Annotated in this window: 23 protein-coding genes; 9 read left to right on the top strand and 14 right to left on the bottom strand. The window is 73.6% G+C overall.

Translation table 11 applies throughout. The features are described 5' to 3' along the window. Positions 1-61: 61 nt before the first annotated feature. From AC1Z4A_RS30245 to AC1Z4A_RS30220, 6 genes are all read right to left on the bottom strand, one after another. Complete coding sequence (locus AC1Z4A_RS30245; protein ID WP_483683061.1) at positions 62-1,009, bottom strand: DMT family transporter; 948 nt, start codon at positions 1,007-1,009, stop codon at positions 62-64. 168 nt (positions 1,010-1,177) lie between these two features. Further along, complete coding sequence (locus AC1Z4A_RS30240; protein WP_483683060.1) at positions 1,178-2,323, bottom strand: RNA polymerase sigma factor; 1,146 nt, start codon at positions 2,321-2,323, stop codon at positions 1,178-1,180. An 8-nt stretch (positions 2,324-2,331) separates the two neighbouring features. After that, positions 2,332-2,739, bottom strand: coding sequence for a YciI family protein (locus AC1Z4A_RS30235; protein ID WP_483683059.1), 408 nt, complete (start codon positions 2,737-2,739; stop codon positions 2,332-2,334). 229 nt (positions 2,740-2,968) lie between these two features. Beyond that, positions 2,969-3,700, bottom strand: coding sequence for an SDR family oxidoreductase (locus AC1Z4A_RS30230; protein ID WP_483683058.1), 732 nt, complete (start codon positions 3,698-3,700; stop codon positions 2,969-2,971). A gap of 57 nt (positions 3,701-3,757) precedes the next feature. Continuing rightward, entirely contained in the window at positions 3,758-4,177 is a 420-nt protein-coding gene (locus AC1Z4A_RS30225; protein ID WP_483683057.1) for a nuclear transport factor 2 family protein, read from the bottom strand. A 75-nt stretch (positions 4,178-4,252) separates the two neighbouring features. Next, the gene (locus tag AC1Z4A_RS30220) at positions 4,253-5,152 is read right to left on the bottom strand and encodes a DUF2867 domain-containing protein (RefSeq protein ID WP_483683056.1); all 900 of its coding nucleotides are present in this window, start codon (positions 5,150-5,152) and stop codon (positions 4,253-4,255) included. A 163-nt stretch (positions 5,153-5,315) separates the two neighbouring features. On the opposite strand from AC1Z4A_RS30220, the gene AC1Z4A_RS30215 reads away from it, so the two are divergent. The 3 genes from AC1Z4A_RS30215 to AC1Z4A_RS30205 are packed head-to-tail and all read left to right on the top strand — an operon-like array spanning position 5,316 to position 8,864. Then, positions 5,316-5,717, top strand: coding sequence for a hypothetical protein (locus AC1Z4A_RS30215; RefSeq protein WP_483683055.1), 402 nt, complete (start codon positions 5,316-5,318; stop codon positions 5,715-5,717). Positions 5,718-5,736: 19 nt separating this feature from the next. Further along, positions 5,737-7,608, top strand: a complete 1,872-nt coding sequence (locus AC1Z4A_RS30210; protein ID WP_483683054.1) for a glycoside hydrolase family 15 protein — start codon at positions 5,737-5,739, stop codon at positions 7,606-7,608. Between the two features lie 44 nt (positions 7,609-7,652). Then, positions 7,653-8,864: an FUSC family protein gene (locus AC1Z4A_RS30205; RefSeq protein ID WP_483683053.1), complete on the top strand. Its 1,212-nt coding sequence runs from the start codon at positions 7,653-7,655 to the stop codon at positions 8,862-8,864. An 11-nt stretch (positions 8,865-8,875) separates the two neighbouring features. Here the strand turns inward: AC1Z4A_RS30205 and AC1Z4A_RS30200 are convergent, their stop codons facing one another. From AC1Z4A_RS30200 to AC1Z4A_RS30175, 6 genes are all read right to left on the bottom strand, one after another. Beyond that, the gene (locus AC1Z4A_RS30200; RefSeq protein ID WP_483683052.1) at positions 8,876-11,263 is read right to left on the bottom strand and encodes a glycoside hydrolase family 65 protein; all 2,388 of its coding nucleotides are present in this window, start codon (positions 11,261-11,263) and stop codon (positions 8,876-8,878) included. Continuing rightward, positions 11,260-12,003, bottom strand: coding sequence for an HAD family hydrolase (locus AC1Z4A_RS30195; RefSeq protein ID WP_483683051.1), 744 nt, complete (start codon positions 12,001-12,003; stop codon positions 11,260-11,262). The genes AC1Z4A_RS30200 and AC1Z4A_RS30195 overlap by 4 nt, the downstream gene beginning before the upstream one ends. Next, a complete protein-coding gene (zwf, locus tag AC1Z4A_RS30190; protein ID WP_483683050.1) occupies positions 12,000-13,460 on the bottom strand; it encodes a glucose-6-phosphate dehydrogenase in 1,461 nt (486 codons plus the stop codon). Before zwf ends, AC1Z4A_RS30195 begins: the two co-directional genes overlap by 4 nt. A 93-nt stretch (positions 13,461-13,553) precedes the next feature. Then, positions 13,554-15,101 (bottom strand): CocE/NonD family hydrolase, encoded by a 1,548-nt coding sequence (locus tag AC1Z4A_RS30185; RefSeq protein WP_483683049.1) that lies wholly within the window; start codon positions 15,099-15,101, stop codon positions 13,554-13,556. A gap of 203 nt (positions 15,102-15,304) precedes the next feature. Continuing rightward, positions 15,305-16,540 (bottom strand): cytochrome P450 family protein, encoded by a 1,236-nt coding sequence (locus AC1Z4A_RS30180; protein ID WP_483683048.1) that lies wholly within the window; start codon positions 16,538-16,540, stop codon positions 15,305-15,307. Between the two features lie 275 nt (positions 16,541-16,815). Continuing rightward, positions 16,816-17,580, bottom strand: coding sequence for a DUF72 domain-containing protein (locus AC1Z4A_RS30175; protein WP_483683778.1), 765 nt, complete (start codon positions 17,578-17,580; stop codon positions 16,816-16,818). Between the two features lie 91 nt (positions 17,581-17,671). On the opposite strand from AC1Z4A_RS30175, the gene AC1Z4A_RS30170 reads away from it, so the two are divergent. The 6 genes from AC1Z4A_RS30170 (at position 17,672) to AC1Z4A_RS30145 (ending at position 22,440) form a co-directional block, all read left to right on the top strand. Continuing rightward, positions 17,672-18,094 carry an HIT family protein gene (locus AC1Z4A_RS30170; protein ID WP_483683047.1) on the top strand — a complete coding sequence of 141 codons (423 nt, stop codon included), beginning with the start codon at positions 17,672-17,674 and terminating at the stop codon, positions 18,092-18,094. Positions 18,095-18,248: 154 nt separating this feature from the next. Beyond that, the gene (locus AC1Z4A_RS30165; RefSeq protein WP_483683046.1) at positions 18,249-19,613 is read left to right on the top strand and encodes a phosphoribosyltransferase family protein; all 1,365 of its coding nucleotides are present in this window, start codon (positions 18,249-18,251) and stop codon (positions 19,611-19,613) included. Between the two features lie 56 nt (positions 19,614-19,669). Next, positions 19,670-19,939 (top strand): dsRBD fold-containing protein, encoded by a 270-nt coding sequence (locus AC1Z4A_RS30160; protein WP_483683777.1) that lies wholly within the window; start codon positions 19,670-19,672, stop codon positions 19,937-19,939. A 273-nt stretch (positions 19,940-20,212) separates the two neighbouring features. Beyond that, the gene (locus AC1Z4A_RS30155) at positions 20,213-21,205 is read left to right on the top strand and encodes a trypsin-like serine peptidase (RefSeq protein WP_483683045.1); all 993 of its coding nucleotides are present in this window, start codon (positions 20,213-20,215) and stop codon (positions 21,203-21,205) included. Between the two features lie 145 nt (positions 21,206-21,350). Next, positions 21,351-21,635: a DUF1876 domain-containing protein gene (locus AC1Z4A_RS30150; protein ID WP_483683044.1), complete on the top strand. Its 285-nt coding sequence runs from the start codon at positions 21,351-21,353 to the stop codon at positions 21,633-21,635. Between the two features lie 169 nt (positions 21,636-21,804). Next, positions 21,805-22,440, top strand: coding sequence for a response regulator (locus AC1Z4A_RS30145; protein WP_483683776.1), 636 nt, complete (start codon positions 21,805-21,807; stop codon positions 22,438-22,440). A gap of 50 nt (positions 22,441-22,490) precedes the next feature. Here AC1Z4A_RS30145 and AC1Z4A_RS30140 read toward each other — a convergent pair whose 3' ends face one another. Continuing rightward, positions 22,491-24,188, bottom strand: coding sequence for a sensor histidine kinase (locus AC1Z4A_RS30140; RefSeq protein ID WP_483683043.1), 1,698 nt, complete (start codon positions 24,186-24,188; stop codon positions 22,491-22,493). A 79-nt stretch (positions 24,189-24,267) separates the two neighbouring features. Further along, the gene (locus AC1Z4A_RS30135) at positions 24,268-24,720 is read right to left on the bottom strand and encodes a Crp/Fnr family transcriptional regulator (protein WP_483683042.1); all 453 of its coding nucleotides are present in this window, start codon (positions 24,718-24,720) and stop codon (positions 24,268-24,270) included. Between the last annotated feature and the right edge of the window lie 20 nt (positions 24,721-24,740).

Genomic DNA, 24,740 nt, shown 5'->3' with positions numbered 1-24,740 from the left:
CGTCCGCCGAACGTCCCGCCTGCGTCCATGTGGGTGATGACCCTGAGGAGGAGAGCGCGTCTCAGACGGCCGAGCCGGTGCCCGCCCCGGCGTGCTGTGCGCGCTCCGGCGCTTCCGGCTGCTCCGGCCCGGAAGCCGCTGGTCCGCCCCGGACGACGGTCCTGGACGGGCCGGCCGGTGCCCTGCGGGCGGCGGCGATGCCGACTCCGGCCAGCACGATCAGCCCGCCGAGGCCGGCCACCGGGGTGGGCACGGCGCCGAGCAGCGCGGCGTCGAGGGCCAGGGCGGCGACGGGCACCGCGTAGAGGACGAGCGAACTGGTCGACGCCGGGGCCGCGTTCAGCACCCGCGACCAGGTGCCGAAGGCCAGGACGGTGCAGGCGAGACCCAGCCACACCGCCGCGGCGCTCTGCTGCCAGCCGGCCGACAGGGCCTGGGTGGCGGCGTCCGGGGCGAGGGCCAGCAGGGGAAGAAGACCGAAGAGGCTGCCGTAGAAGATGCAGTCGATGCCGGAGTAACGGCACAGCAGCGGCTTCTGGAGGATGAACGAGGTCGCCTGCGCGGCCGCCGCGGCCACGATCATCACCATGCCGGATCGGGAACCGCCCCCGCCGCCTCCGCTCAGGGCGACCACGAGCGCCCCGCTCAGGGCCACGAGCAGGCCCGCGATCCCCCAGGCGCCGGGGCGCTCCCGGAGCACGAGCATGCCGAGCACGGTGGCGAACACCGGGGAGGTGGCCACGAGCATGGCGGCCGTGCCGCCCTCGACGTGGCGCTCGCCCGCGTACAGCAGCAGCTGGTACGCGGTCATGCCGGTGATGCCGAAGCCCGCCATGCGCAGGATGTCACCCCGCCGCAGCCGGCCGACGCGGCCGGTGAGCACGCACGGGAGGAGGAAGAGCAGGGCGAAGGCGAGGCGCAGGACGGCGATGGCCGTCGGGGAGTAGCCCTCGAGCGCAATGCGGATCGCGGGGAAGGCCGATCCCCAGAGAACGGCCGTCGCGGCCATGAACTTCCAAGGAGTCGCCGGTCGGCGCTCGCCCACCACGGAATACACCGCCTGTTCGGGTTGGGGTTCGCTTTGGACCCTGCCGAAGGTAGCGAGCTTTCCATTATAAGTCGAATAATGAATTTGAGCACTTCCCCAAAGGATTCCTTGGGGCCGAGCGCGACCCCGTCAGCGGCATCGGCGGGCGTTGAGCCGGGCGGCCTGGCGCGTCAGGTGGTCGCGCTCGGCGAGGTTGGGTGACTTGTGGGCCGCCTCGGCGTACAGCCGTGCCGCCGTCACCGGATCGCCGTCGCGCTCGTGGAGGTACGCCGCCACCGCGGCGTGGCGGGGCAGTGAGTCGTCCAGCTCCGCGAGCGCCGCCAGGCCGGCGCGCGGTCCGTCGGCCTCGCCGACGGCGACCGCGCGGTTGAGCCGGACGACCGGGCTGTCGGTGAGGCGCGCGAGCTCGTCGTACCACTCGACGATCTGCACCCAGTCGGTCTCCGCTGCGGTGGGCGCGTCCGCGTGGAGTGCCGCGATGGCGGCCTGGGCCTGGAACTCGCCCAGCCGGTCGCGGGCGAGGGCCGCCTGCAGGATCCCGACGCCCTCGGCGATCAACGCAGTGTCCCACCGGCCGCGGTCCTGCTCCGCGAGCGGCACCAGGCTGCCGTCGGGCGCGGTCCGGGCGGCGCGCCGGGCGTGGTGGAGCAGCATGAGGGCGAGCAGCCCGGCCACCTCGGGGTGGTCGATGCGGGCCGCGAGCTGCCGGGTGAGCCGGATGGCCTCGGCGGCGAGGTCGACGTCGCCGGAGTAGCCCTCGTTGAAGACGAGGTAGAGGACGCGCAGCACGGTGGCGACGTCGCCGGGCCGGTCGAAGCGCACGCCGGAGACGGTGCGCTTGGCCCGGCTGATGCGCTGCGCCATCGTCGCCTCGGGCACCAGGTAGGCCTGGGCGATCTGGCGGGTGGTCAGCCCGCCGACGGCGCGCAGCGTGAGCGCGACCGCCGATGCCGGGGTCAGCGACGGGTGGGCGCAGAGGAAGTAGAGCTGGAGGGTGTCGTCCACCGCGGACGCGGGCCCGGGCGCCGGTTCCTCCTCGACGCGGTCCTCACGCCGGCGGCGGGCGGCGTCGGCGCGCGTCGCGTCGAGGAACTTGCGCCAGGCCACGGTGACCAGCCAGCCCTTCGCATCCCGCGGAGGGTCGGCCGGCCAGACGCGGAGCGCCTCGACCAGAGCGTCCTGCACGGCGTCCTCGGCCGCCGCGAAGTCGGCTCCGCGGCGGACGAGGACGGTGAGCACGCTCGGCGTGAGGCTCCTGAGCAGGACCTCGTCCATCGGTGATGTCACTCCGTGATGCAGGGCTTCGCGGCCAGGAACGGGCGCACCTCGAGCCACTCGTGGATCGGCTTCCCGCCCGCCCCGGGGGCGGCCGACAGCTCCCCGGCCAGCTCGACGGCGCGCTCGTAGCTGTTGACGTCGATCACCATCCAGCCGGCGATGAGGTCCTTGGTCTCGGCGAACGGGCCGTCGGTGACCGGCGGGCGCCCCTCGCCGTCGTAGCGGACCCACGCCCCCTCGGGCGCGAGCGCCTGACCGTCGACGAACTCGCCGGTCTTCTCCAGCCGGGCCGCGAAGTCCTTCATGTACTGCACGTGCGCCGAGATCTCCTCCGGCGTCCACTGGTCCATCGGCACGTCGTTGACCGGAGCCGGGGCGCCGCGGTAGTGCTTGAGCAGCAAGTACTTGGCCATCGTGTTTCTCCTCGCTGGTGCGACCCGTTGCGGTCGCGTTCATTGCGGGGACGGAGCCGGTCACGGGTTCTCGACATCGCCGTCCGATTTTGTTCGGGCTCTCGTGGACGAGCCTAGGTGAGCCGTTGCCTGACAAGATCGCTTCTCACTCGAACGGAGCAGTGACCAGGCTCCTGGCAGTGCGCTTCATGATCATCGGTGCGGGCGCCGTCGGCGGGGTCGATCTGGGCTACAGGCCGCCCGCCACGCGCAGAATCGTTCCTGTGGTGTAGGAGGCGTCGGGCGAGAGCAGCCAGGAGACGGCCCCGGCAATCTCCTCCGGCTGTCCGGCCCGGCCCATGGGGATGTTGGCGGCGACCTTCGCCGGCCGCTGCGGATCCTCGTGGAAGCCGGTCCAAATGGTCCCCGGCGCCACGCAGTTGACGCGGATACCGTCGGCCGCAACCTCCTTGGACAGCCCGATGGTCAGGGCGTCGACGGCGGCCTTGGCGGCGGCGTAGTGGACGTACTGGCCGGGACTGCCGAGAGTGGCCGCGGCCGAGGAGATGTTGACGACAGCCCCGCCGCCGGTCCGGGACATGTCGCGGACGGCGCGGCGGGCGCAGAGGAGATAGCCGATCACGTTCACGTCGAGAGCGCGGCGCATGGCGGCCGCGTCGGCCTGGACGAGCCGGCCGTTGGGGCCGCTGACCCCCGCATTGTTGACGAGCCCGGTGACGGAGCCGAGTTCGGCGGCAGCGTCGAAGAGCCGGTCGACGGCGGCCTCGTCAGTGGTATCGACGCGCACGGCAGTGCAGCGGCGGCCGGCCGCGCGGACGGCCTCCGCGACGGCTTCGGCCGCGGAGGCGTCAGCGCGGTAGCCGAGGACGATGTCGTGGCCGTCGGCCGCGAGGCGGGTACAGGTCGCGGCGCCGATGCCGCGGCTGCCGCCGGTCACGACGGTGACGAATTGCTGGTGCAAGGCAGGAACTCCGGTACTTGTGTGATCACCGCGTCGGACGCGCTTGGTTGCCGCTGTTCAGTTGTCCGGTCCAGCCGTTGTCGCACCGATGAGCTCGCCGGGCGCCATCGCGGCCTGCATCGCCACTCCGTCGACGTAGGAGTGCTTCTCCTTCACCGCCCCGTTCTCGACCAGGACGAAGTCCGCGAGGTCGACGTCGAGTGCGGTGCCGGACGCAGACGTTCCGGTCAGCTTGAACTGGACGACCCAGAAGTCCTCTCCGACACGCAGCGAGACACGGTCGAACGTCAGGTCCGGGACAAGCTCGAACATGCCGGCCGCCGCCTCACGGACGGCCGCCTGCCCGCGCGCGGGGGCTTGGCCCGAGTGGAGATGGAACACCGAGTCGGGCGTGTGGAGTTCGGCAACCCGATCAGGGTCACGGGCCTCCCAGCAAGCGTGGTAGCGCTCGAACAGTTCGCGGGTGGTGGCGCTCATCGTCTGGCCTCCGATCCGTAGACAAACAGATAGCCTGATGCAACCTCCCGACCAGTCGAGCGTCAAGATCTCACGCTACATTTGATCGATCACAGAGGTCGGCTCCCGCTCGCCCGCGCTCGGCGTCCTCAGCGCCAGCCTTCGGTGCGTGCGCCGCAGCATCGCGCGGGCCATGAAGGGGTGCACCCGCTTCGCCGCCGCGAAGTAGAGTCGGCCGACCGCGTTGTGCGTCCGCACCACCGTGCTCAGCGTGACACCGTCCCCCTCCACCAGCACCGACGCCCGGAAGTCCAGGTGCCGGGCGTCCTTGCCCAGCAGCACTTCACCCCCTTCGCGCGCCACCACGGGGAAGGCCAGCACGCCCTCCCACGCCCGCGGGTCGCGCGGCATCCCCGGCCGGAGTTCCAGCCGCCACGCGTCCGCGAAGTCCGTGCGGCCGAAGGCCGTCCGGGCCAGCCGGGCGCCCTCGGGGACGGCCGTCGCGACCGGCCGCGGCCAGATGACCCGGTTCACCAGGCGGACCCGCGGGGACCGGCGGACCGAACGGCGCGACAGGGCGCCCGTCGCCGCGCGCTCGAGATTGTCGAGGATTTCCTCGACCACGGTGTCGTGCGTGTGATGGATCGCCAGCACCCAGATCAGCCGCTGCCTGCCCCGCTGCGTCTGCTCCAGGACGTGCCGCACCCGGCAGCGCCCCGGCCCCACGGGCGTCACGGTCAGCTCGTGGAAGCCGTTCGACGGCGGCGTGAAGTCGAAACGCACCCGGCGCCCGGGCTCGTACGCCGTGACGCGGTAGCGGACGAAGGCGTGGCCGCCGTCGGCCCCCACCCCCAGGGGACGGTCGAAGCGCATCGGCGGCCAGGCCGGGGTGGGAAAGGCCGGGTCGTCCTCGGCTGACAGCCGGTCGAGCAGGGCGCCGACCGCTTCGGCGGGAGCCTCGATGACGCGTTCATGGATGTTGCGTACCTTGCGCATTGCCCCTCCATACGCTTGCGTACGGTCCACCATACGCCAGCGTATGGAGGGCGGTACGGCGGCCCCCACGGATGGCCCCGCCACCGCGCCGGGCCGCCCGCCCTCCCGTACCGTCGAAGGAGACCCGGCCCATCGGCATCCCCGACGGCAGAGGAGCACCGTGATGACCGGCCCCGAGACTGCGGACCACGTCAGTGTTCACCTGACCGGCTGCGGCCAGGCGAACGCCGACGCGGTGTTCGGCGCGCTGGAGAGCGCGTTCCCGGCCGTCACCGCGCCCGCGAAGAGCGAGGTCCGCGGCGCGGCCGCCGGCGCGGCGAAGCCCACGGTGTGGTGCACGGTCGTCGACGCCCGGACCCGCGGCGTGCCCGGGGCGTCCGCCCCGGCCCGGCTGGACGGCGAGGTCACGGTGGACCTCTTCGGCGCCGCCGACCCCGTGCGCCAGGTGCAGGAGGAGCTGACGGCGGCCTTCGGCGTCGAGCACCAGGGCACCGTGCCCGGTGAGCACGAACTGGAGGTGCGGCTCGTGCTCACCTCGCACCCGGGCAGCGCGCCGCCCGGCTGACGGCGGGGACGGACGGGCCATGAAGCACCCGGTCGGGCCGCAGCAGCCGGAGCAGCCGAACAAGGCTGCCTACCTGCCGATCGAGGACCACGGGGTCATCGGCGACCTCAACACCGTGGCCCTGGTGGGCGTCGACGGCACGATCGACTGGTGCTGCCTGCCGCGCTTCGACTCCCCGTCCGTGTTCGGCTCGCTGCTCGACGCCGGGCGCGGCGGCTCGTTCTCGGTCCGGGTGCGCGAGGTGGAGCGCACCAAGCAGATGTACCTGCCGGACTCCAACGTGCTGCTGACCCGCTTCCTCGCGCAGGACGCCGTCGCGGAGCTGTACGACTTCATGGTGCCCGACCATCCCTCGTGCACCGGCGCCCGGGAGATCGTCCGTCAGGTGCGGATGGTGCGCGGCCGGGCCACCGTCGAGGTGGCCTGCCGCCCGGCCTTCGACTACGCGCGTGCCCCGCACGAGGTCTCGCTCGCCGCGGGCGTCGGGGCCGTGTTCAGCAGCCCGGCCGGCACCCTGGTGCTGCGCTCCTCCGTCCCGCTGACGGCGGACGGCGACGGGGTCCGGGCGACCGTCGTGCTGGAGCCCGGCCAGACGCTGGAACTGGTCGCCCAGTGGGACGGCGACGTGCGACCGCTCACCCGCGAGGAGGCGCACCGGCTGCTGGACGAGACGCTTGCGTACTGGGACGGCTGGCTGCGCCGCTCCACCTACCGGGGCCGCTACCGGGAGGCGGTCGAGCGGTCGGCGCTCGTGCTGAAGCTGCTCGTCCACCAGCCGACGGGCGCGCTCGTGGCGGCGCCGACGACCTCGCTGCCCGAATCCCTGGGCGGGGAGCGGAATTGGGACTACCGCTACACCTGGGTCAGGGACGCCGCCTTCACCCTCTACGCGCTGATGCGGCTGGGCTTCACCGAGGAGGCCGCCGCGTTCATCGACTGGCTGCACCGGCGCTGCGTCGAGGTGCCGCCGGGCGCCGGGCTCCAGGTGCTGTACGGCATCGACGGCCGGTCCGAGCTGCCGGAGACCGTGCTCGGACACCTCTCGGGCTACTGCGACTCCCGCCCGGTGCGCATCGGCAACGCCGCGGCGACCCAGCTCCAGCTCGACATCCACGGCGAGCTGATGGACTCGGTGTACCTGTACAACAAGCACGGCGAACCCATCTCCTACGAGCTGTGGGAGGCCCTGAGCCGGCAGCTCGACTGGCTGGAGAAGCACTGGGAGGAGCCCGACGACGGCATCTGGGAGACGCGCGGCGGCCGCCGGCGCTTCACCTACTCGGCGCTGATGACCTGGGTGGCGTTCGAGCGGGCGATGCGCATCGCCCGCCACCGCGGCATGCCCGCCCCCGTCGAGACCTGGCGCGACGCCGCGGCCGCCGCCTACCGCTATGTGCAGAACCACTGCTGGGCGCCGGACCTCGGTGCCTACGTCCAGTACCCGGGCAGCCCGACGCTGGACGCCTCGCTGCTGGTCATGCCGCTGGTCAAGTTCGCCGGGCCGTCGGACCCCCGGTTCCTGTCCACGGTGCGGCGGATCGAGGAGCAGCTGGTCAGCGACAGCCTGGTGCACCGCTACCGGTCCGGCGAGGGCGGCTTCGCCGACGGCTTCACCGGCCCGGAGGGCACCTTCAACCTCTGCTCGTTCTGGTACGTGGAGGCCCTGGCCCGCGCGGGCCGGGTCGGCGAGGCCCGGTACATCTTCGAGAAGATGACCACGCACGCCAACCACCTGGGCCTGTACGCCGAGGAGATCGGTCCGGCGGGCGAGGCGCTCGGCAACTTCCCGCAGGCGTTCACGCACCTCGCGCTGATCAGCGCCGCGACGAACCTGGACCGGGCGGTCGCCACCCATCGCTCCGTCGCCGCCCGGCAGTGCCGCCCGCGGTGAGCGCCTGGCGGGAGCGGCCTGAAGTGGCCGGTATCACGGAGCCCTTGACCACCCTGGTCCAGCGCGGCCGGGAGCCCGCGGTCGTCCAGGCCGTGCGGTCCACCCTGGCCGCGGTGATCTCGTACGTGGTCGCCCTCGCGCTGAGCAGCGAGCCGCTGCCGCTGACGGCACCGCTGACCGCGCTGCTCGTGGTGCAGGTCACCCTCTACTCCACGCTCACCACCGGCATCCGCAGGGTGAACTCCGTGGTGGCGGGCGTGCTGATCGCCATCGGCTTCAGCGTCCTGGTGGGGCTGACCTGGTGGAGCCTGGGCCTGATCATCCTGGCCTCGCTGATCATCGGGCGCATGGTCCGCGTCGGGGAGTTCGTCCCCGAGGTGGCGATCAGCGCCATGCTGGTACTGGGCGTGACGCGGGTGGCGGCGAGCGCGTGGGACCGGGTGCTGGAGACGTTGATCGGCGCCGTGGTGGGCCTGTTGTTCGACGTTCTGTTCGTGCCGCCCGTGTGGGTGCAGCCGGCCGGCGAGGCCATCCAGGACCTGGCGCGCCGTATGGGCCGGCTGCTGCAGCACATCGGCGAGGAGGTCACCGGCCACACGCCCGTTGCGGAGGCGGCCGCCCGGCTCCACGAGGCCCGCCGGCTGGACAACGACATCACCCAGGTGGACGCCTCGCTCCGGCAGGCCGAGGACAGCCTGAAGCTCAACCCGCGGGTGAAGGAAGGACTCCTGCTGCGGATCGTGCTGCGGACCGGGCTCGACACGCTGGAGATCGCCGCCGTGGTGCTCCGGGTGATCTGCCGCACGCTCACCGACCTGGCCAAGGAGCGGGAGCGCACCGAGGAGCCGCTGTTCGCCCCGGACGTGGCGGCGGCCCTGGCGGAGGTCTTCCGCCATCTGGCCAGGGCCGTGGAGAGCTTCGCCGTGCTGATCACCACCCAGGTGACCACCAGCGCGGAGCGGGCCGAGGACCGGCTCCTGGAGGAGCTGGCGGAGGGCCGGGCGAGCCGGGACCGGGTCGCCGGGCTGCTGCTGACCGGGGTGCGGGCGCATCCGCGCCACTGGCAGCTGCACGGGGCGCTGCTCGCGGAGATCGACCGGATCCTGGACGAGCTGGACGTGGAGAAGCGCACCGAGCGCCTGGCGGAGGAACTCGACCGGCACTCGCGCGAGCAGCGCGAGCGGCACCCGCTGCTGAACCGCTTCGTACAGCGCCTGCGCAGGAGCGGCTACGGGTGGCGCAGCAGCCGCGGCTGACGCCCGGCTGCTTAGTGGGCGGCCTCGGCCGCCGTCTCCGGGTGCCCGGCCGCGCGGCCCCGGCGGGCCGGGGAGCGGCCGGCCGGCTGCTCCGGCGCCGGCCCCGTGGGGATGGGCGGCACGTCGCGGGACTCCGGTGCGCCCCGGGAGAGGGTCAGCCGCTCGCCGCAGTGCCGGATGCCCAGCGTCTCGCCCTCCAGCAGGGTGTACGTCGCGGTGGTGCCGGTGATCTCCACCCGCAGCCGGCACCGGCGGAACTGCACCGTGAAGGCGAGGCGGCCGAGCTGCTCGGGCAGGCGGGGGGTGAAGGCGACCAGTCCGTCGTCCTCCCGCATCCCGCCGAAGCCGATGACGAGGGCGAACCAGGTGCCCGCGAGGGAGGCGATGTGGATGCCGTCCCGGGTGTTGCCCTCCAGGTCGGAGAGGTCCATCATGGCCGCTTCGCCCAGGTAGTCGTAGGCCAGGCGCATGTGGCCGACCTCGGCGGCCATGACCGCCTGGCCGCAGGCGGACAGCGAGGAGTCGCGCACGGTGAGCTGCTCGTAGTAGGCGAAGTTGCGGGCCTTCTCCTCCGGGGTGAAGGCGTCGCTGCGCAGGCACATGGCGAGGACCAGGTCCGCCTGCTTGACGACCTGCTTCCGGTAGAGGTCGAAGTACGGGAAGTTCATCAGCAGCGGGTACTGGTCGTCCCGGGTGCGGGCGAAGTCCCACAGCTGGTGCCGGGTGAAGCCCTCCGACTGCTCGTGCACGCCGAGTTCGGCGTTGTACGGCAGGGTCATGCGGGCGGCGGCGTCCCGCCAGGCGGCCGTCTCCTCGTCGTCCACGCCGAGCGCGGCGGCGCGGTCGGGGTGGCGCTCGGCCGCCGTGGCGGCCGCCCGCAGATTGTGCTGCGCCATCAGGTTCGTGTAGACGTTGTCGTCCGAGACGGCGCTGTACTCGTCCGGGCCGGTCACCCCGTCGATGTGGAAGTCGCCGTGGTGGTCGTGGTGGCCCAGGGAGCGCCACAGCCGGGCCGTCTCCACCAGCAGGGGCAGGCCGACCTCCTGCTCGAAGACCACGTCGTCGGTGGCGCGGGTGTAGCGCACCACCGCGTCGGAGATGTCGGCGTTGATGTGGAAGGCGGCCGTGCCGGCGGGCCAGTAGCCGGAGCACTCGCTGCCGTTGATGGTCCGCCAGGGGAAGGCCGCGCCCTGGAGGCCGAGCTGGCGGGCGCGCTCGCAGGCCGCAGGCAGGGTGCTGTAGCGCCAGCGCAGGGCCTGCTCCACCGCCTGCGGGGCGGTGTAGGTCAGCACGGGCAGGACGAACGTCTCGGTGTCCCAGAAGCAGTGCCCGTCGTAGCCGGGCCCGGTCAGTCCCTTGGCGGGCAGCGCCCGCGCCTCGCCCCGGGCGCCCGCCTGGAGCACGTGGAAGAGGGCGAACCGGACGGCCTGCTGGATCTCGGCGTCGCCGTCCACCTCGACGTCGGCCCCGGCCCAGAAGTCCTGGAGGTAGCCGCGCTGGTCGTCGACCAGGCCCTGCCAGCCGGTGCTGGCGGCGGCCGCGAGGGCGGCGTCGACCTGGTCGTGCACGGCCGGGGCCGAGCGGACCGCCGACCAGCCGTGGGCGACGATCTTCTCCACGCGCAGCCGGCGGCCGGGCCGCAGCCGGGAGGTCACGGTGACCCGGGCCAGGTCCTCGCTGCTCTCCGACGACGACTCGGTCTTCTCGCCGCCGGTGATGAAGTGGTGGGCAGCCGCGCCGAGCCGCAGACCGCTGCGGGAGGTGCGGTGCAGCAGTCGGATGCGCGGGCCGTGCGCGGCGTGCTGCTCGGGGTCGAGCGGGGACTCGAGCACGGCGGCGGCCCGCGGGTCGCCGCCCGCGTGGGGCAGCTGCTCGTTGGCGACCAGCTCCGACTGGATGACGACGCGCATCTCCGCGTCGAGCGGCTCGACTTCGTAGGCGACGGCGGCCACGGCGCGCTGGGTGAAGGAGACCAGCCGGGTCGACCGCACGCGCACGCTGCGGCCGCTCGGGGAGGTCCACTCGGCGGTGCGGTGCAGCAGGCCGGTGCGGAAGTCCAGCACCCGCTCGTGGCTCAGCAGCTTTCCGTAGCGCAGGTCGAAGGGCTCGTCGTCGACCAGGAGGCGGATCACCTTGCCGTTGGTGACGTTGATGACGGTCTGCCCGGACTCCGGGTAGCCGTAGCCGGCTTCCGCGTAGGGCAGCGGGCGGAACTCGTACACGCCGTTGAGGTAGGCGCCCGGGAGGCCGTGCGGCTCTCCCTCGTCGACGTTGCCGCGCCAGCCCACGTGCCCGTTGGAGAGGGCGAAGACGGACTCGCTCTGGGAGAGCACGTCCAGGTTGAGTTCGGTCTCGCGCAGGCACCAGGGCTCGACCATGTAGGCCGGATGCGTGATCACGGGCGCTCCCCCAGCAGGTCGGCCAGGTCGTCCACGACGACGTCGGCGCCGTGCCGGCGCAGGGCCTCGGCCTGGTCCGCCCGGTTCACTCCGACGACGAACCCGAACCGCCCGGCGCGGCCGGCCTCCATGCCGGCGAGGGCGTCCTCGAAGACGGCGGCCTCGGCGGCCGGCACGTCCAGGGCGCGGGCGGCGGCGAGGAAGGTGTCGGGGTGGGGCTTGCCGGGCAGGTGCTGCTCGGCCGCGACGATGCCGTCGATCCGCACGTCGAAGAGGGCGTCGATGCCCGCCGCGACCAGGACGTCGTGGCAGTTGGCGCTGGAGGAGACCACGGCCCGGGGCAGGCCCGCCGCCCGTACGGCCTCGGCGTAGCGGACGGAGCCCGGGTAGGCCTGCACGCCCAGTTCCTTGATCTTCTCCAGGAGCAGCCGGTTCTTGCGGTTGCCGAGGCCGTGCACGGTGTCGCGGTCCGGGGGGTCGTCCTCGGCGCCCTCGGGGAGGTGGATGCCGCGCGAGGCGAGGAAGGAGCGGACGCCGTCGGCCCTGGGCATTCCGTCGACGTACTCGTCGTAGTCGGTGACGGGGTCGAACGGCCGGAAGTCCGCGCCCTCGTGCCGGCGGAGGAAGGCGTCGAAGGCCTCCTTCCAGGCGGCGGCGTGCACGGTGGCCGTGCGGGTGAGGACGCCGTCCATGTCGAACAGGCAGGCGCGGATCCCGTCGGGCAGGCCGAGCTTCGTCATGCGGTGCCCCTTCCCGGATCGTCCGAGTCGCTGTCGGGAAGGTACCAGCGGTGGGGGGCGACGAGGTCGTCGATGCCGTCCGGGCCCCAGGAGCCGGGGGCATAGGGCCGGACCGGGGGCGGGGCTTCCAGGAGCGGGGCGGAGACTTCCCACAGGCGTTCGATGCCGTCGGCGCGGGTGAAGAGGGCCTGGTTGCCGAGCATGGCGTCGAGGATCAGCCGTTCGTAGCCCTCCAGCCCCTGTTGGCGCTGCACGGAGTCCGCGTAACGGAACGTCATCCGGGCCGGGCTCAGGCTCATGGCCGGGCCGGGCTCCTTCACGAGGAAGCGCGCGGCGATCCAGCCGGGGTCGTCGAAGTCGACGACGAGGGTGTTGCGGCGGAGGTCGCGCCCCCGGTGCGCGGCGAGGGGGAACATGCGCAGCGGCGGGGCCTTGAAGTGGAGCGTGACGACCTGGCGGCGCTGCCCCAGCGACTTGCCGGAGCGCAGGTGGAAGGGGACGCCCGCCCAGCGCCAGTTGTCGATCTCGGCGCGCAGGGCGACGAAGGTCTCGGTGCCGGAGTGCGGGTCGACGCCGGGCTCCGTGCGGTAGCCCTCGTACTGGCCGCGGACGACGTGTGCCGGGTCGATGGGCCGCATCGCCTCGAAGACCTTGCTCTTCTCGTCGCGGAGGGCCTTGCCGTCAAGGGAGGTGGGCGGTTCCATGGCGACGAAGCCGAGCACCTGGAAGAGGTGCGTCACGATCATGTCCCGGAAGGTGCCGGTCTCCTCGAAGAAGGCGGCACGGCCCTCGATGCCGATGGTCTCGGGCACGTCGATCTGGACGTGGCTGATGTGCTGGCGGTTCCAGACGGGTTCGAAGAGCCCGTTGGCGAAGCGGAGGGCGAGGATATTGTCGACGGACTCCTTGCCGAGGAAGTGGTCGATGCGGAAGACCCGGGACTCGTCGAAGACGGAGTGGACCGTCTCGTTGAGCGCGCGGGCGGATGCGAGGTCCGCGCCGAAGGGCTTCTCGATGATGACGCGGGCGTTTTCGGCGAGCCCGGTGCAGCCCATCGTCTCGATCACGGACGCGAAGGCGCTGGGGGGCACGGCGAGGTGGCACAGCCGCCGGGGGCTGCCGCCGACGGCCCGTTCGGCGTCCCGTACGGCGGCGAGCAGCGGCTCGGGGGCCCCGGGGTCGGCGGCGCCGAAGCTCAGTGCGCTCGCGAAGGCGTCCCAGGGCTCGTCGGCGGGCTCGGCCGGGCCGAACTCGGCGATCGCCGCCTTGGCATGGGCGCGGAACTCCTCGTCGGTGAGCGAGGCCGCGGCGGGCGCCGAGCCCACGATCCGGTAGCGGGCGGGCATGAGGCCGGCCCGGGCGAGGCGGAACAGCCCGGGCAGCAGCTTGCGTCGGGCGAGGTCGCCGGTGGCCCCGAAGAGCACGACGACATGGTCGTCCGGCCGGGTGGGCTTCACGTTCCCACCTTCGGGCAGTCCGGTCGCGTGCGCGATTCGCACCACCCGTTCGGAGGAGCCCGGCCGTTCGGAGGAGTCGGGCGGCCCCGGCGGTCAGGGGGCGCGCGGCCGGGTGCCGAGCGGAAGGGTCATCGCCGTGGCCGCCGTGTCGAAGGCGAGCGAGGCGAGGGGCGGGTTCCGGGCGGTGTACATCGGGTCGACGCCGTCGACGACCAGCGCCAGCCGGTGCCCGGCGGGCATGTCGTAGGCGGTTGCGAAGAGGTCGAGGTCGACGTCGAAGCGGGCCCCGGGGGTGCGATGGGCGAACGAGAACGGGGCGTGGGTGACCAGCGCGGCGTCGCCCGAGGGGGCCACGTCGTAGAGGTAGGCGAAGAAGGTGCCCTCCGGGGCCGAGGGGGTGACCGACGTGCGCAGGGTGGCTATGCCGCGCAGGTGCCGGGTCCGGTCGGCGGCGGACGTCCGCCAGACGGCGGCGGCCGCAGGGCCCGTGCCGCCCCGTCGGACCCCCTCCAGGAGACCGGGGACGAACACCGCGCCGGCATCCGCTGCAGAGTTCAGGTCGGTGCGGACGACGGGGCGCGGTCCGGTCAGCGGCTCCAAGGGCGGTGTCTCGGCTCCCGAGGCCGTCGCCGGCAGGCTCTCGTGGTACTCCTCGCGGTGTACCGCTCCCGTGCCGCGGGGTTCCAGGAGCACCGGGGGCTCGCTCTCGAGGCCGTTGCGGACGCCTTTGAGGTGGCAGTCGAACCAGCGCCGGGCACTCTCCGCCATCCGGGCGGGCACCACGGGGAAGCCGGGAGTCTCCAGGGCGGGGCGCTCCCCTCGGCGGAACTCCAGGCGCTTGGGCACGGTGAGCCCGGTGAAGAAGAAGGCGGTGCGGTTGGGGGTCTGCACCGTGTCCAGCCAGGTCTGCGCCAGCAGCAGGCGGGGCCGCTGCGCGTTCAGCCGGTCCAGGTGGGCAAGGGGGGAGCGGGCGCGGGCGAAGGAGCGCAGCCGGGGTGTCGGTTCAGGGCGGGCGGCGAAGTCCGCCATGGCGTCCGTGACTTCCCGGCTGGGCCGGGCCCCGGCGCGCCCGGCCGCGAGCCGGATCAGCGGGTCCCGGAGGCGGCGGGTCCCGCCGCCCTCCAGCACGTCGAGCAGGTCGACCCAGCCGGCCAGCGCGGCCACGGCCTTCACGCGCGGGTCCGCGGCTGCGGCCAGCAGGCCGACGGCGGCCCCGTACGAGACCCCGCACAGGCCCACCCGGTCCGGGTCGGCCGTCGTGTGCCCGAGCGCCCAGGTGATCATCCGGTCGGCGTCCGCCACGTCGTCCGGCCCCGCCAGGCCGAACTCCCCGTCCGATCCAGGGAAGCCGCGCGGCTGGTAGCCGACGACGACGAACCCGGAGGCCGCCAGCAGACGGGCGAGCACGGGGGGCGACCCGCCGGGCAGGAGGAACGGCCCCGGCATCACGATCAGGGGATGCGGGCCGGGCCCGGCGGGCTGGTGCACATGGGTCCGCAGGCGCACGCCCGGTGCGACCTCGACGCCGGTGACGTACGACGCACCGGATGCCGCCCGCCGGGCGGCGGGGGCGGTCACCGCCGACGCCAGGACCACGAAGGCGGCCAGCGCGGCGGCAAGCAAGGACCTGACGGCTTGCATCGAACCTCCCCCTGGTTCGCAGGCACAGCACGGGAGTTCACCGGACGGGCACCATACATTACCCTCCGCATGGTTACGAACACGGAGGGTGACGCGCAAGACGGGGCCCGCAGCTGCCACACGTGTTGGTGAACAACGGCGCTGCGAGGATTGCCGGTTGGCGAACGGGGGCAGCATCGCGGTTCGGCGCAGCGGGGAGCGGGCTACCCTCCGGTGACCGGCACGTGCCGCGGTCCTCGCACCAACAGCCCCGGCCGGTACGGAAGTTCCTCCGGAGCCGCGGTCAGCGCCAGGCCGGGAACCGCTGCGAAGAGGCGGGGCAGGGCGACCGCCGCCTCCAGCCGGGCCAGCCGCGAGCCCAGGCAGAAGTGCGGCCCGTGCCCGAAGGCCAAGTGCGGTGCGGGGCGGCCTTCCCGGGCCGTCCAGCGGGCCGGGCGGAAGGCGTCCGGGTCGGGGAAGTGCTCCGGGTCCCGGGCGGCCGCGGCGAGGACGACGAGCACGGACTCCCCGGCCGGCACGACCGTTCCCCCGCCGACGTCCACCGGCTCCGTCGCCCGCCGCCACGTAGTGCCCTCGAGCGGGCTCGCGTGCCGCAGGGTCTCCTCGACGACCGCCGCCCAGCGCCCGGGCCCGCCGAGGCGGGCCGCGGCCAGCTCCTCGGGGTGCGTGAGCAGCAGCAGGGACGCCGAGGCGAGCAGGTTCATGGTCGTCTCGTAGCCCGCGAACAGCAGCAGGAAGGCCATGGCGAGCAACTCCCCGTCGTCCAGGCCGCCCTCGCCCGCGTCGTGGACGAGGGCGCTGAAGAGGTCGTCGCCGGGTGCCCGCCGCTTCCGGGCTATCAGCCCGGTGAAGTAGCCGTGCAGCCGGGTCCACGCCTCGTCCACCGCGCCCGGCGCGAGCGCGTCGGCGGGCGAGCCGACCCGGTACGTCCAGTCGCGCAGGTCCGCGCGGTCGGCCTCCGGCACGCCCAGGACCTCGCCGATGACCAGCACGGGCAGCGGGAAGGCGAAGGCGTCCACCAGGTCGGCGGTCCCCTCCCGCGCCAGCGTCCCGGTCAGCTCCGCCAGCAGCCCGTCGGTGAGCCGCTCGATGCTCGGGCGCAGGGCGTCGACGCGGCGCGGTGTGAACGCGGCCGTGGTCAGCCGGCGCAGCCGGACGTGGTCCGGCGCATCCGTGTTGAGCATGTGGCGGGCCAGGCAGGCGCGGGCGCGCTGCGCCGGGGAGTCGGGCTTGGGGCGGCCCGCGGCCTGGGCCGGCACGTTCGAGAAGCGGGGGTCGGAGAGGACGGCGCGCGCCTGCTCGTAGCCGGTGACGAGCCACGCGTGCGTCCCGTTGCCCAGTGCCACTCGTGCCACGGGGGCCTCGGCGCGCAGCCGTGCGTAGTACGGGTACGGGTCGCGGGCGAAGGCCGGGTCCGCGGGGTTCAGTGGTTCGGGCACCCGCCCATCCTCACCGATGCCGGTGCGGGCCCGGCACCGGGGTCCCGGCAGTCGCGCGCCCGAGCGGGGCCGCTAGGGGGTGTCTGATGGATCTCCGCGGGGAAGGAGCGGCGTCCGGTGCGTGCTCTCGGCGTGCCGGCCGGAAGCCCTCGTACTGGGCGTACTTGGGCTTTCGGCCGGTGCGCCGAAGGGGGCACCTCCCTGCTCGAGCGAAGCCGAGAGCTTGGGGGCGCGTGCCGGGCGTCGCGACGCCGCGGAGATCCATCAGACACCCCCTAGCCGTGCAGGTCCGGGGTACGGCTGACCGTGCGGCCCCGCGCGCCCGCGGCCCGGGCGAAGACGACCGCGTCGTGGACCGCGGCGCCGCCCGGGTCGTTGTTGAAGTACGCGTAGACGTCGGCGCGGTCGGGCCAGGCGTCGGCGATCCGCCCGGCCCAGCTCGCCAGGGCCTGCCGCCCGTACCGGGGCCACGGCGTGGCCCTGCCGCAGTGGAACCGCACATAGCCCCAGTCCGCGGTCCGCCACAGCGGCGTGACGGGCCGGGAGTCGTGATCGGCCCAGCACAGGGCGGCGTTGCGGCGTTCCAGCACCGCCCTGACCTCGTCCGTCCACCACGAGTCGTGGCGGGGCTCGACGGCGACCCGGGTCCCGGCGGGGAAGCAGGCGAGCGCGGCGTCCAGCGACCCGGCGTCGGCCCGCAGCGTGGGCGGCAGCTGGAGCAGGACGGGCCCGAGCCGGTCGCCCAGCCCGGCCGCGTGCCGCATGAGCCGGCCGACCGGCTCCTCGGGGTCGTGCAGCCGTTTGATGTGGGTGAGGTAGCGGCTGGCCTTGACGGCCATGACGAACCCCTCGGGGGTGCGCTCGCGCCAGTCCGCGAAGGTCTCCGGCGTGGGCAGCCGGTAGAAGGAGTTGTTGTTCTCCACGGTCGCGAACTGCTCCGCGTACTCCTCCAGCCACAGCCGCTGGGGCCGGTCGGCGGGGTAGAGGTCGCCGCGCCAGTCCCGGTACTGCCATCCCGAGGTTCCGACGAGGAGGGGCATGGGTGAGCACTGCCCGGCGGCGCGGGCCGCATCACCGTCATGGCCCAGATTCCAGTCGGATGCCCGTGCGCGCGGGTAGTGGACCGGCGTGGTGAACTGCATCTTCTGTGACATCGTGGCGGGCGAGGTGGCCTGTCATCTGGTCCTCGAGGACGAGGCGGCGGTGGCGTTCCTGGACGCGCGGCCGCTCTTTCCCGGCCATGTCCTGGTGGTGCCGAGGCGGCACGCCGAGACGCTGGCCGACCTGTCCGCCTCGGAGGTGGGGCCGCTCTTCCTCCAGGTGCAGCGGATCGCGGACGCGGTGGAGCGGGGCATGGGCGCCGCCGGGTCGTTCGTGGCCGCCAACAACCGCATCAGCCAGTCCGTGCCGCACTTCCACGTGCACGTGGTGCCGCGCAACCGCAAGGACGGGCTGCGGGGCTTCTTCTGGCCGCGCACGCGCTACGCGTCGGACAAGGAGGCGGCTGGTGTGGCGGCCCGGGTGCGGGCGGCGCTGAGGGACGCCGACCGCTGACGGCGGCGCCGTGCACCGGGGCCGGTCCCGCGCGGCATTGCGCGCGTGGACTAACGATCCGAATCCCGTCATATTGGAAATAAGGCTTCTTGGAGATGCGGCTTTCCTCGTCTTCCGGAGTCCCGGAGCCGGGCCCCGGGGCCAGAGGTGGATCATGCGATTCAGCGACCGAGTGGACGCCGGCCGGCGCCTCGCCGAGCGGCTGGCACATCTGCGTGACGAGCGACCCGTCGTGCTCGGCCTGCCGCGCGGCGGAGTGCCCGTGGCCTTCGAGATCGCCCGTGCGCTGGGCGCGCCGCTGGATGTGATCCTCGTCCGCAAGCTGGGCGTGCCGTACCACCGCGAGCTGGGCATGGGCGCCATAGGCGAGGGCGGGATACGGGTCGTGAGCGAGGACATCGTCCGGTTGAGCCGGGTCGACGAGGACGACCTCGCCGAGGTGCAGCGCAGCGAGGAGGCCGAGCTGAACCGGCAGGCGGAGCGGTTCCGCGCCGGGCGGCCGCGGATCCCGCTGGAGGGCCGCACGGCGATCGTGGTGGACGACGGCATCGCGACGGGCGCCACGGCGGCGGCCGCCGTGCAGGTGGCGCAGGCCCACGGGGCGGGCCGGGTCGTGCTGGCCGTGCCGGTGGCCCCGCCGGACGCGGCCGAGGCGTTCCGCTCACGGGTGGACGAGCTGGTCTGCCTGTCCACTCCGGCCGGCTTCTCCGCGGTGGGCGAGTGGTACAGCGACTTCTCGCAGACTTCGGACGAGGAGGTCGTCGAACTGCTCCGGCGGAACGCGGCGGAGACGGGCAGCGCAGCCGAGACGGGCAGCGCGGCGAAAACGGGCGGCGCGGGCCGCGCCCCCGCGCCGGATCCCCTCGGCACCGGCCCGGTGCGGCTCCCGGTGGACGGCGGCGCCGTCGCCCTCGCCGGGGACCTGACCCTGCCCGAGGAGGCACCGGGCCTGGTCGTCTTCGCGCACGGCAGCGGCAGCAGCCGGCTGAGCCCCCGCAACCGCGCGGTGGCCCGGGCCCTCGCCGACGCCGGCCTGGGCACGCTGCTCTTCGATCTGCTCACCCCGGTCGAGGAGACCGACCGGGCCAACGTCTTCGCCGTGGAGCCGCTGGCCCGCAGGCTGACGGAGGTGACGCACTGGCTGCGCCGCCGGACGCCGGTCCCCGTCTGCTACTTCGGCGCGAGCACGGGCGCGGCCGCCGCCCTGTGGGCCGCGGCGGACGCGACGGACGGCATCGCCGCGGTCGTGTCCCGCGGCGGCCGGCCGGACCTCGCCGGGCCCCGGCTGGCCGAGGTCCGCGCACCGACCCTGCTGATCGTCGGCGGCCTGGACGAGACGGTGCTCGACCTCAACAGGCGTGCGGCGGAACAGCTGCGCTGCGAGAACCGGCTGACCGTGGTGCCCGGTGCCACGCACCTCTTCGAAGAACCGGGAACGCTGGACGCCGTGGCGGACCTCGCCCGGGACTGGTTCCTCCGGCACCTGGCACCGGCCGCGTCCGCCCCGCCGCCGGGCTGACCACCGCCCGGCGCCCTTTTCCCACAACGGCCGACCACGATCTGTAGGTGACCACCATGGAGAAGATCGTCGACTGCAACATCCAAATGGAGTTCCGCGAGATCGACGCCACCACCCAGGCCGACGTGAAGCTGCGCATGCACGACGGCTACCTGGCCTCGGCACAGGGCGTCGCCAGCCGCCACCCCGACGACCGCCGTCAGCAGCGCGTCGGCGAGGAGATCGCGGCGGCCCGTGCGCTCAGCGGTCTCGCCGAGCAACTCCTCGACAAGGCCAGCACCGACATCCAGGAGGTCATGCACGAGGACGCCCACCTGACGCACTAGGGCACGCCCTAGACCTGCGCGGCCCCGCCCGCCGGGAGACCACCCGGCGGGCGGGGCCGGTGTGTGCCCACGCGGGACGGCGGCGCCCGGATCCCGCCTCCGCCAATCGGCCAAATTTGACGCGACCCTGTCAATAGCCTGCCTTCCGTGGCACCCTGCCTCACGCACCACCCCGTATGCGCACCACTCGTCTGCCCGGACCGCCGGCAGCGCGGTCCGGCCCCCACACAGCCCCGCGCAGTCCCGCGCGGGGCTCGGCAGAAGGAGTACCGCGTGAGACGACCCCGCCGTACGACCGCCGGCATCCTGCTGGCCGCCGGTGCCCTGGTCACCGCGGGCACCCAGGCCGCCACGGCCGGCACAGGCACATCCCCCGGGCCGGGGACCGCGCACACGCTCGCGGCCTCGGCCGCGGCGCGGCAGAAGGTCGCCGCCTACTGGACGCCCGAGCGGATGCGGGCGGCCGCCCCGCTGGACCTGCTCCACGCAGCGCCGCTCGACCCGGCGCCCGCCACCGCACCCGGCGGCACACCGTCCACCGTCGCACCCACCACCCCCTCCGGCCCCTCCACCCAGGTCCTGTCCTTCCCGCAGGCCGGCGGGCCGTGGACGGGCGGGGGCTCGGTCGTCCGGACGTCCGGCCGGGTGTTCTTCACCATGCAGGGCCGCAACGCCTCCTGCTCGGCCGACGCCGTGACCAGCCAGAACGCCAGCACCGTGATCACCGCCGGGCACTGTGTGAAGTACCAGGGCAACTGGCACACCAACTGGGCGTTCGTGCCCGGCTACCACGACGGGCAGACCCCCTACGGCACCTGGACGGCGGCCAGGACGCTCTCCACGCCCCAGTGGGTGGAGAGCGAGCAGATGAACTACGACGTGGGCGCCGCCGTCGTCGGACCGCTGGACGGCAAGAAGCTCACCGACGTCGTCGGGGCGCAGGGCCTGGAGTTCAACGGCGGCTACAACAAGCCCATGTACTCCTTCGGCTTCCCCGCCGCCTCCCCCTACGACGGCACGAAGCTCATCCACTGCAGCGGGAACAGCTCCAAGGACTTCCTGCTCACCACCGACCACGGCCTGGGCTGCAACATGACGGGCGGCTCCAGCGGCGGCCCGTGGTTCACGTCGTTCGACGAGGCGACGGGCACCGGCCTCCAGGCGTCGGTGAACAGCTTCGGCTACACGTTCCTGCCGAACACGATGTTCGGCCCGTACTTCGGCGACGAGGTCAAGAGCTTGTACGAGCAGGCGGAGACCGGCTGAGCCCTCGGATATCCCTGGCTCCGGAAGGCCCGGCGGGCCGGTGCGCTCCGGCCCGCCGGGCACGGGGAGAGACGGCGGCGCACCCGAGGTACGTTGAGGGAGGAGGTCTCGCCCGACAGGCCCCGGACAAGACGAGGAGCGGGCAATGACGCATACCACCGAATGGAAGGTTCGCCTTCAGCTCGTCGAGGACGAGGGAAGGACGAAGGCGCAGGCGGTCCTCGAGACCGGGACGACCTCGCTCACGGGCCGGGGAACCGCCCAGTGCGCCCCCGGTGACAAGGACGTACCGGAGATCGGCGACGAGTTCGCGGCGGGCCGGGCCCTGCGCGACCTCGGCGACCGGCTCCTGAGCAATGCCCAGCACGACGTCGAGGCCATGGGCGCGGCGCCCGAGCCCCGGACGTCGCCGATGGGCTGGGCCCTGTGATGGTCCGCTGACGCCCGGGGCCGCGGGCAGGGCCGTTCGGCCCATGGCGCCGCAGGGCCTGCTGGATCATGATCGAAGCGGCGCGACAGCGCGTGGACCGGGCGGACCGGCGGGACGGGAGCGGGCAGTGCAGCAGTCAGGGGCAATCGCCGGGGAGCGGCCGATCCGGGTGTTCCTCCTGGACGACCACGAAGTGGTCCGGCGCGGCATCCGCGACCTGCTGGACGGCGAGGACGACATCGAGGTCGTCGGCGAGGCCGGCACGATCGACCACGCCCTCGCCCGCGGGCCCGCCGTGCGCCCGGACGTGGCCGTGCTGGACGTCCGGCTGCCGGACGGCGACGGCGTGACCGTCTGCCGCGAGCTGCGCTCCCGGATGCCCGGCCTCGCCTGCCTGATGCTCACTTCGTTCGACGACGACGACGCCCTGCTGGACGCGATCATGGCCGGGGCGGCGGGCTACGTCCTCAAGCAGATCAAGGGCTCCGACCTCGTCGCGGCGATCCGCACGGTCGCCTCCGGCCAGTCCATGCTCGATCCCGCCACCACCGCGCGGCTGATGGGCAGCCTGCGCGGCGACGACCGGGCGGAGCCGCAGGACGACCGCCTGGCGGACCTGTCGCCGCGCGAGCGCGACATCCTGGCGCTCGTCGGCGCGGGATTGACGAACCGTCAGATCGGCAAGGAGCTGTTCCTGTCCGAGAAGACGGTCAAGAACCACATCTCGCGCCTGCTCGCGAAGCTCGGCGTGGAGCGCCGCATCCAGGCGGCCGTCATCGCCTCCGAGGCCGCCAGAACGAGCTGACCCGCGGGTACGGTCCGGCTGCGGCGCAGCGGGCCCGCTCCCCCGGGGTGTCACCCCCGCGCCAGCGGCACCCGCCAGGTCAGCGTCGTCCCGCCACCGCGCGGCGCAGCCAGCCGCAGCTCGCCGCCGTGCCGCTCCGCCCGCTCCGCGAAGTTCCGCAGCCCGCTGCGGCGCCGTACTTCGTCCGGCAGGCCGACGCCGTCGTCACTGACGGTCAGCGTCAGGTACGTACCGTCGTTGACGGCGGTCACGTCCACCGTTCCGGCCTCCGCGTGCCGGGCCGCATTGGCCAGGGCCTCGCCCAGCACGGCCACCAGGTCGTCGGCGACCGCGCGCGGCACCTCCGTGTCCAGCAGGCCCTCCATGCGCAGGGCGGGCGCGAAGCCCAGGACCGCGCCGGACTCCCCCACCGTCTCGACCAGCCGGGTGCGCAGCCCGTGCCGCGGCGCGCTCTCCCGGGACCGCAGGCCGAAGATCGTCGACCTGATGATCTTGATGGTCTCGTCCAGGTCGTCCACCGCGCGCCGCACCCGCTCCGCCGCCTCGGGGTGGCCGATGAAGCGGTCGGCGCTCTGGAGGGTCATGCCCGTGGCGAAGAGCCGCTGAACGGCCAGGTCGTGGAGGTCGCGGGCGATCCGGTCGCGGTCCTCCAGGAGCGCCAGCTGCTCCGCATCCGCGCGCCGCTCGGCCAGCTCCACGGCCACGGCGGCCTGGTCCGCGAAGGCCAGCAGGGGCTCGGTCTCCTGGTCCGAGAACCCGGCCCGGCCCGGTGCCCGGACCAGCAGCAGCACGGCACGCACCGCATCCCCGGACCGGATCGGCACCGCCACGGCCGGGCCGCCCGCGCCCCGCCCGCCGTCGTGCACCGGCCCGTCGTCGTACACCGGCCCGCCCCCGGCGAGGCACGCCCCCTCGGTCGTGCCCTCGACCGGCAGCACGCGGCCGTGCAGCTCCTCGCTCCCCGTGCCGACGGCGACCTCCACGGCCAGCGTCGTGCCCCCGGGCAGCGGCCGCGAGACGGTGGCCAGCCCGGCCCCGGTGATCTCCATGGCCAGCTCGGCGATCAGGCGGGTGACATCCGCCCCGGGACCGCCCGACATCAGGCCGGTCGTCACCCGCGCACTGGCCCGCAGCCAGCGCTCACGGCGCGTGGACTCCTCGTACAGGCGGGCGTTGTCGATGGCGACGCCCGCGGCGACGGCCAGGGTGGCGAGCACCTCCTCGTCCTCGTCGTCGAAGTCCGCGCCGCCGTGCTTCTCGGTCAGGTAGAGGTTCCCGAAGACCTGGTCGCGGACACGGATGGGCACCCCCACGAAGCTGTGCATCGGCGGGTGGCCGACGGGGAAGCCGTACGAGGCCGGGGAGTCGGAGAGCCTGGGGAGCCGCAGCGGCTCGGGGCGGTGGATCAGCTCGCCGAGGATCCCGTGCCCGCACGGGATCGGGCCGATGGCCGCGATCTGCTCGGCCGTGACGCCGACGGTGAGGAACTGCGAGAGCGTGCGCCCGTCCGGGCCGATCACGCCCAGGGCCCCGTACTCGGCGTCCACGAGCGCCACCGCCGCCTCGACGATGCGGCGCAGCGCCTGCTCCAGGTCCAGCTCCCGGCCCACGGACAGCACGGCCTCCAGCAGGCTGTGCACCCGGTCCCGGGTCCCCCGCGCGGCGTCCAGCCGCGCCTGCAGCTCCTCCAGCAGTTCGTCCAGCCTGAGCTGCGGTAACCGCACCGGCCCCGCCCCGCCGTCCCGCACGGTGCCTCCTCGCCCGCTCGCCGCGCAAAAGATCTTCACATTCCCGGGGGCACGTTACCGTTCCGCGGAATGCCCCTGGTCAGAGCCCCTTGCTGCCGCGCGGGCCGTAGAGGTCGAGCAGCCGGGTACGGGCGTTGCGGAGGCGCCTTCCGATCACACCGACGACGTAGACGAGCAGCGCGTGGTCCAGTTCCGGGTCCTGCTCGCACAGGCGCAGGACGGCCTCGGCGTCGAATTCCCAGGCGCGCACGGGACTGGTGGCCTCGGCCCCCAGGTGCCACTCGCGCGGCGGGCACAGCCACGACCAGCCCAGCAGGTCGCCGAAGCCCACGGTCTCCAGGACGACCGGCCGCCCGCCGGGTACCCGGAGGTCCATGGCGACCGTACCGGTGTGGATGATCCAGAACCGGTCCGCGCTGCCGCCCTCCTCGAAGATCCGCTCGCCGACCGGGAAGGAGACCTCACGGGCCAGGTCCATGAGCCGTTCCCGGCGGCCCTCGGGCAGCGCGCCGAACACTCCGGGTCGTGCCATGGTCCCCGCCTCCCTCGCCA

This window comes from Streptomyces sp. 17_S59, from assembly GCF_056930295.1.
The sequence above is the reverse complement of the archived record's forward strand: the minus strand, read 5'-3'. Positions and strand labels throughout refer to the sequence as shown.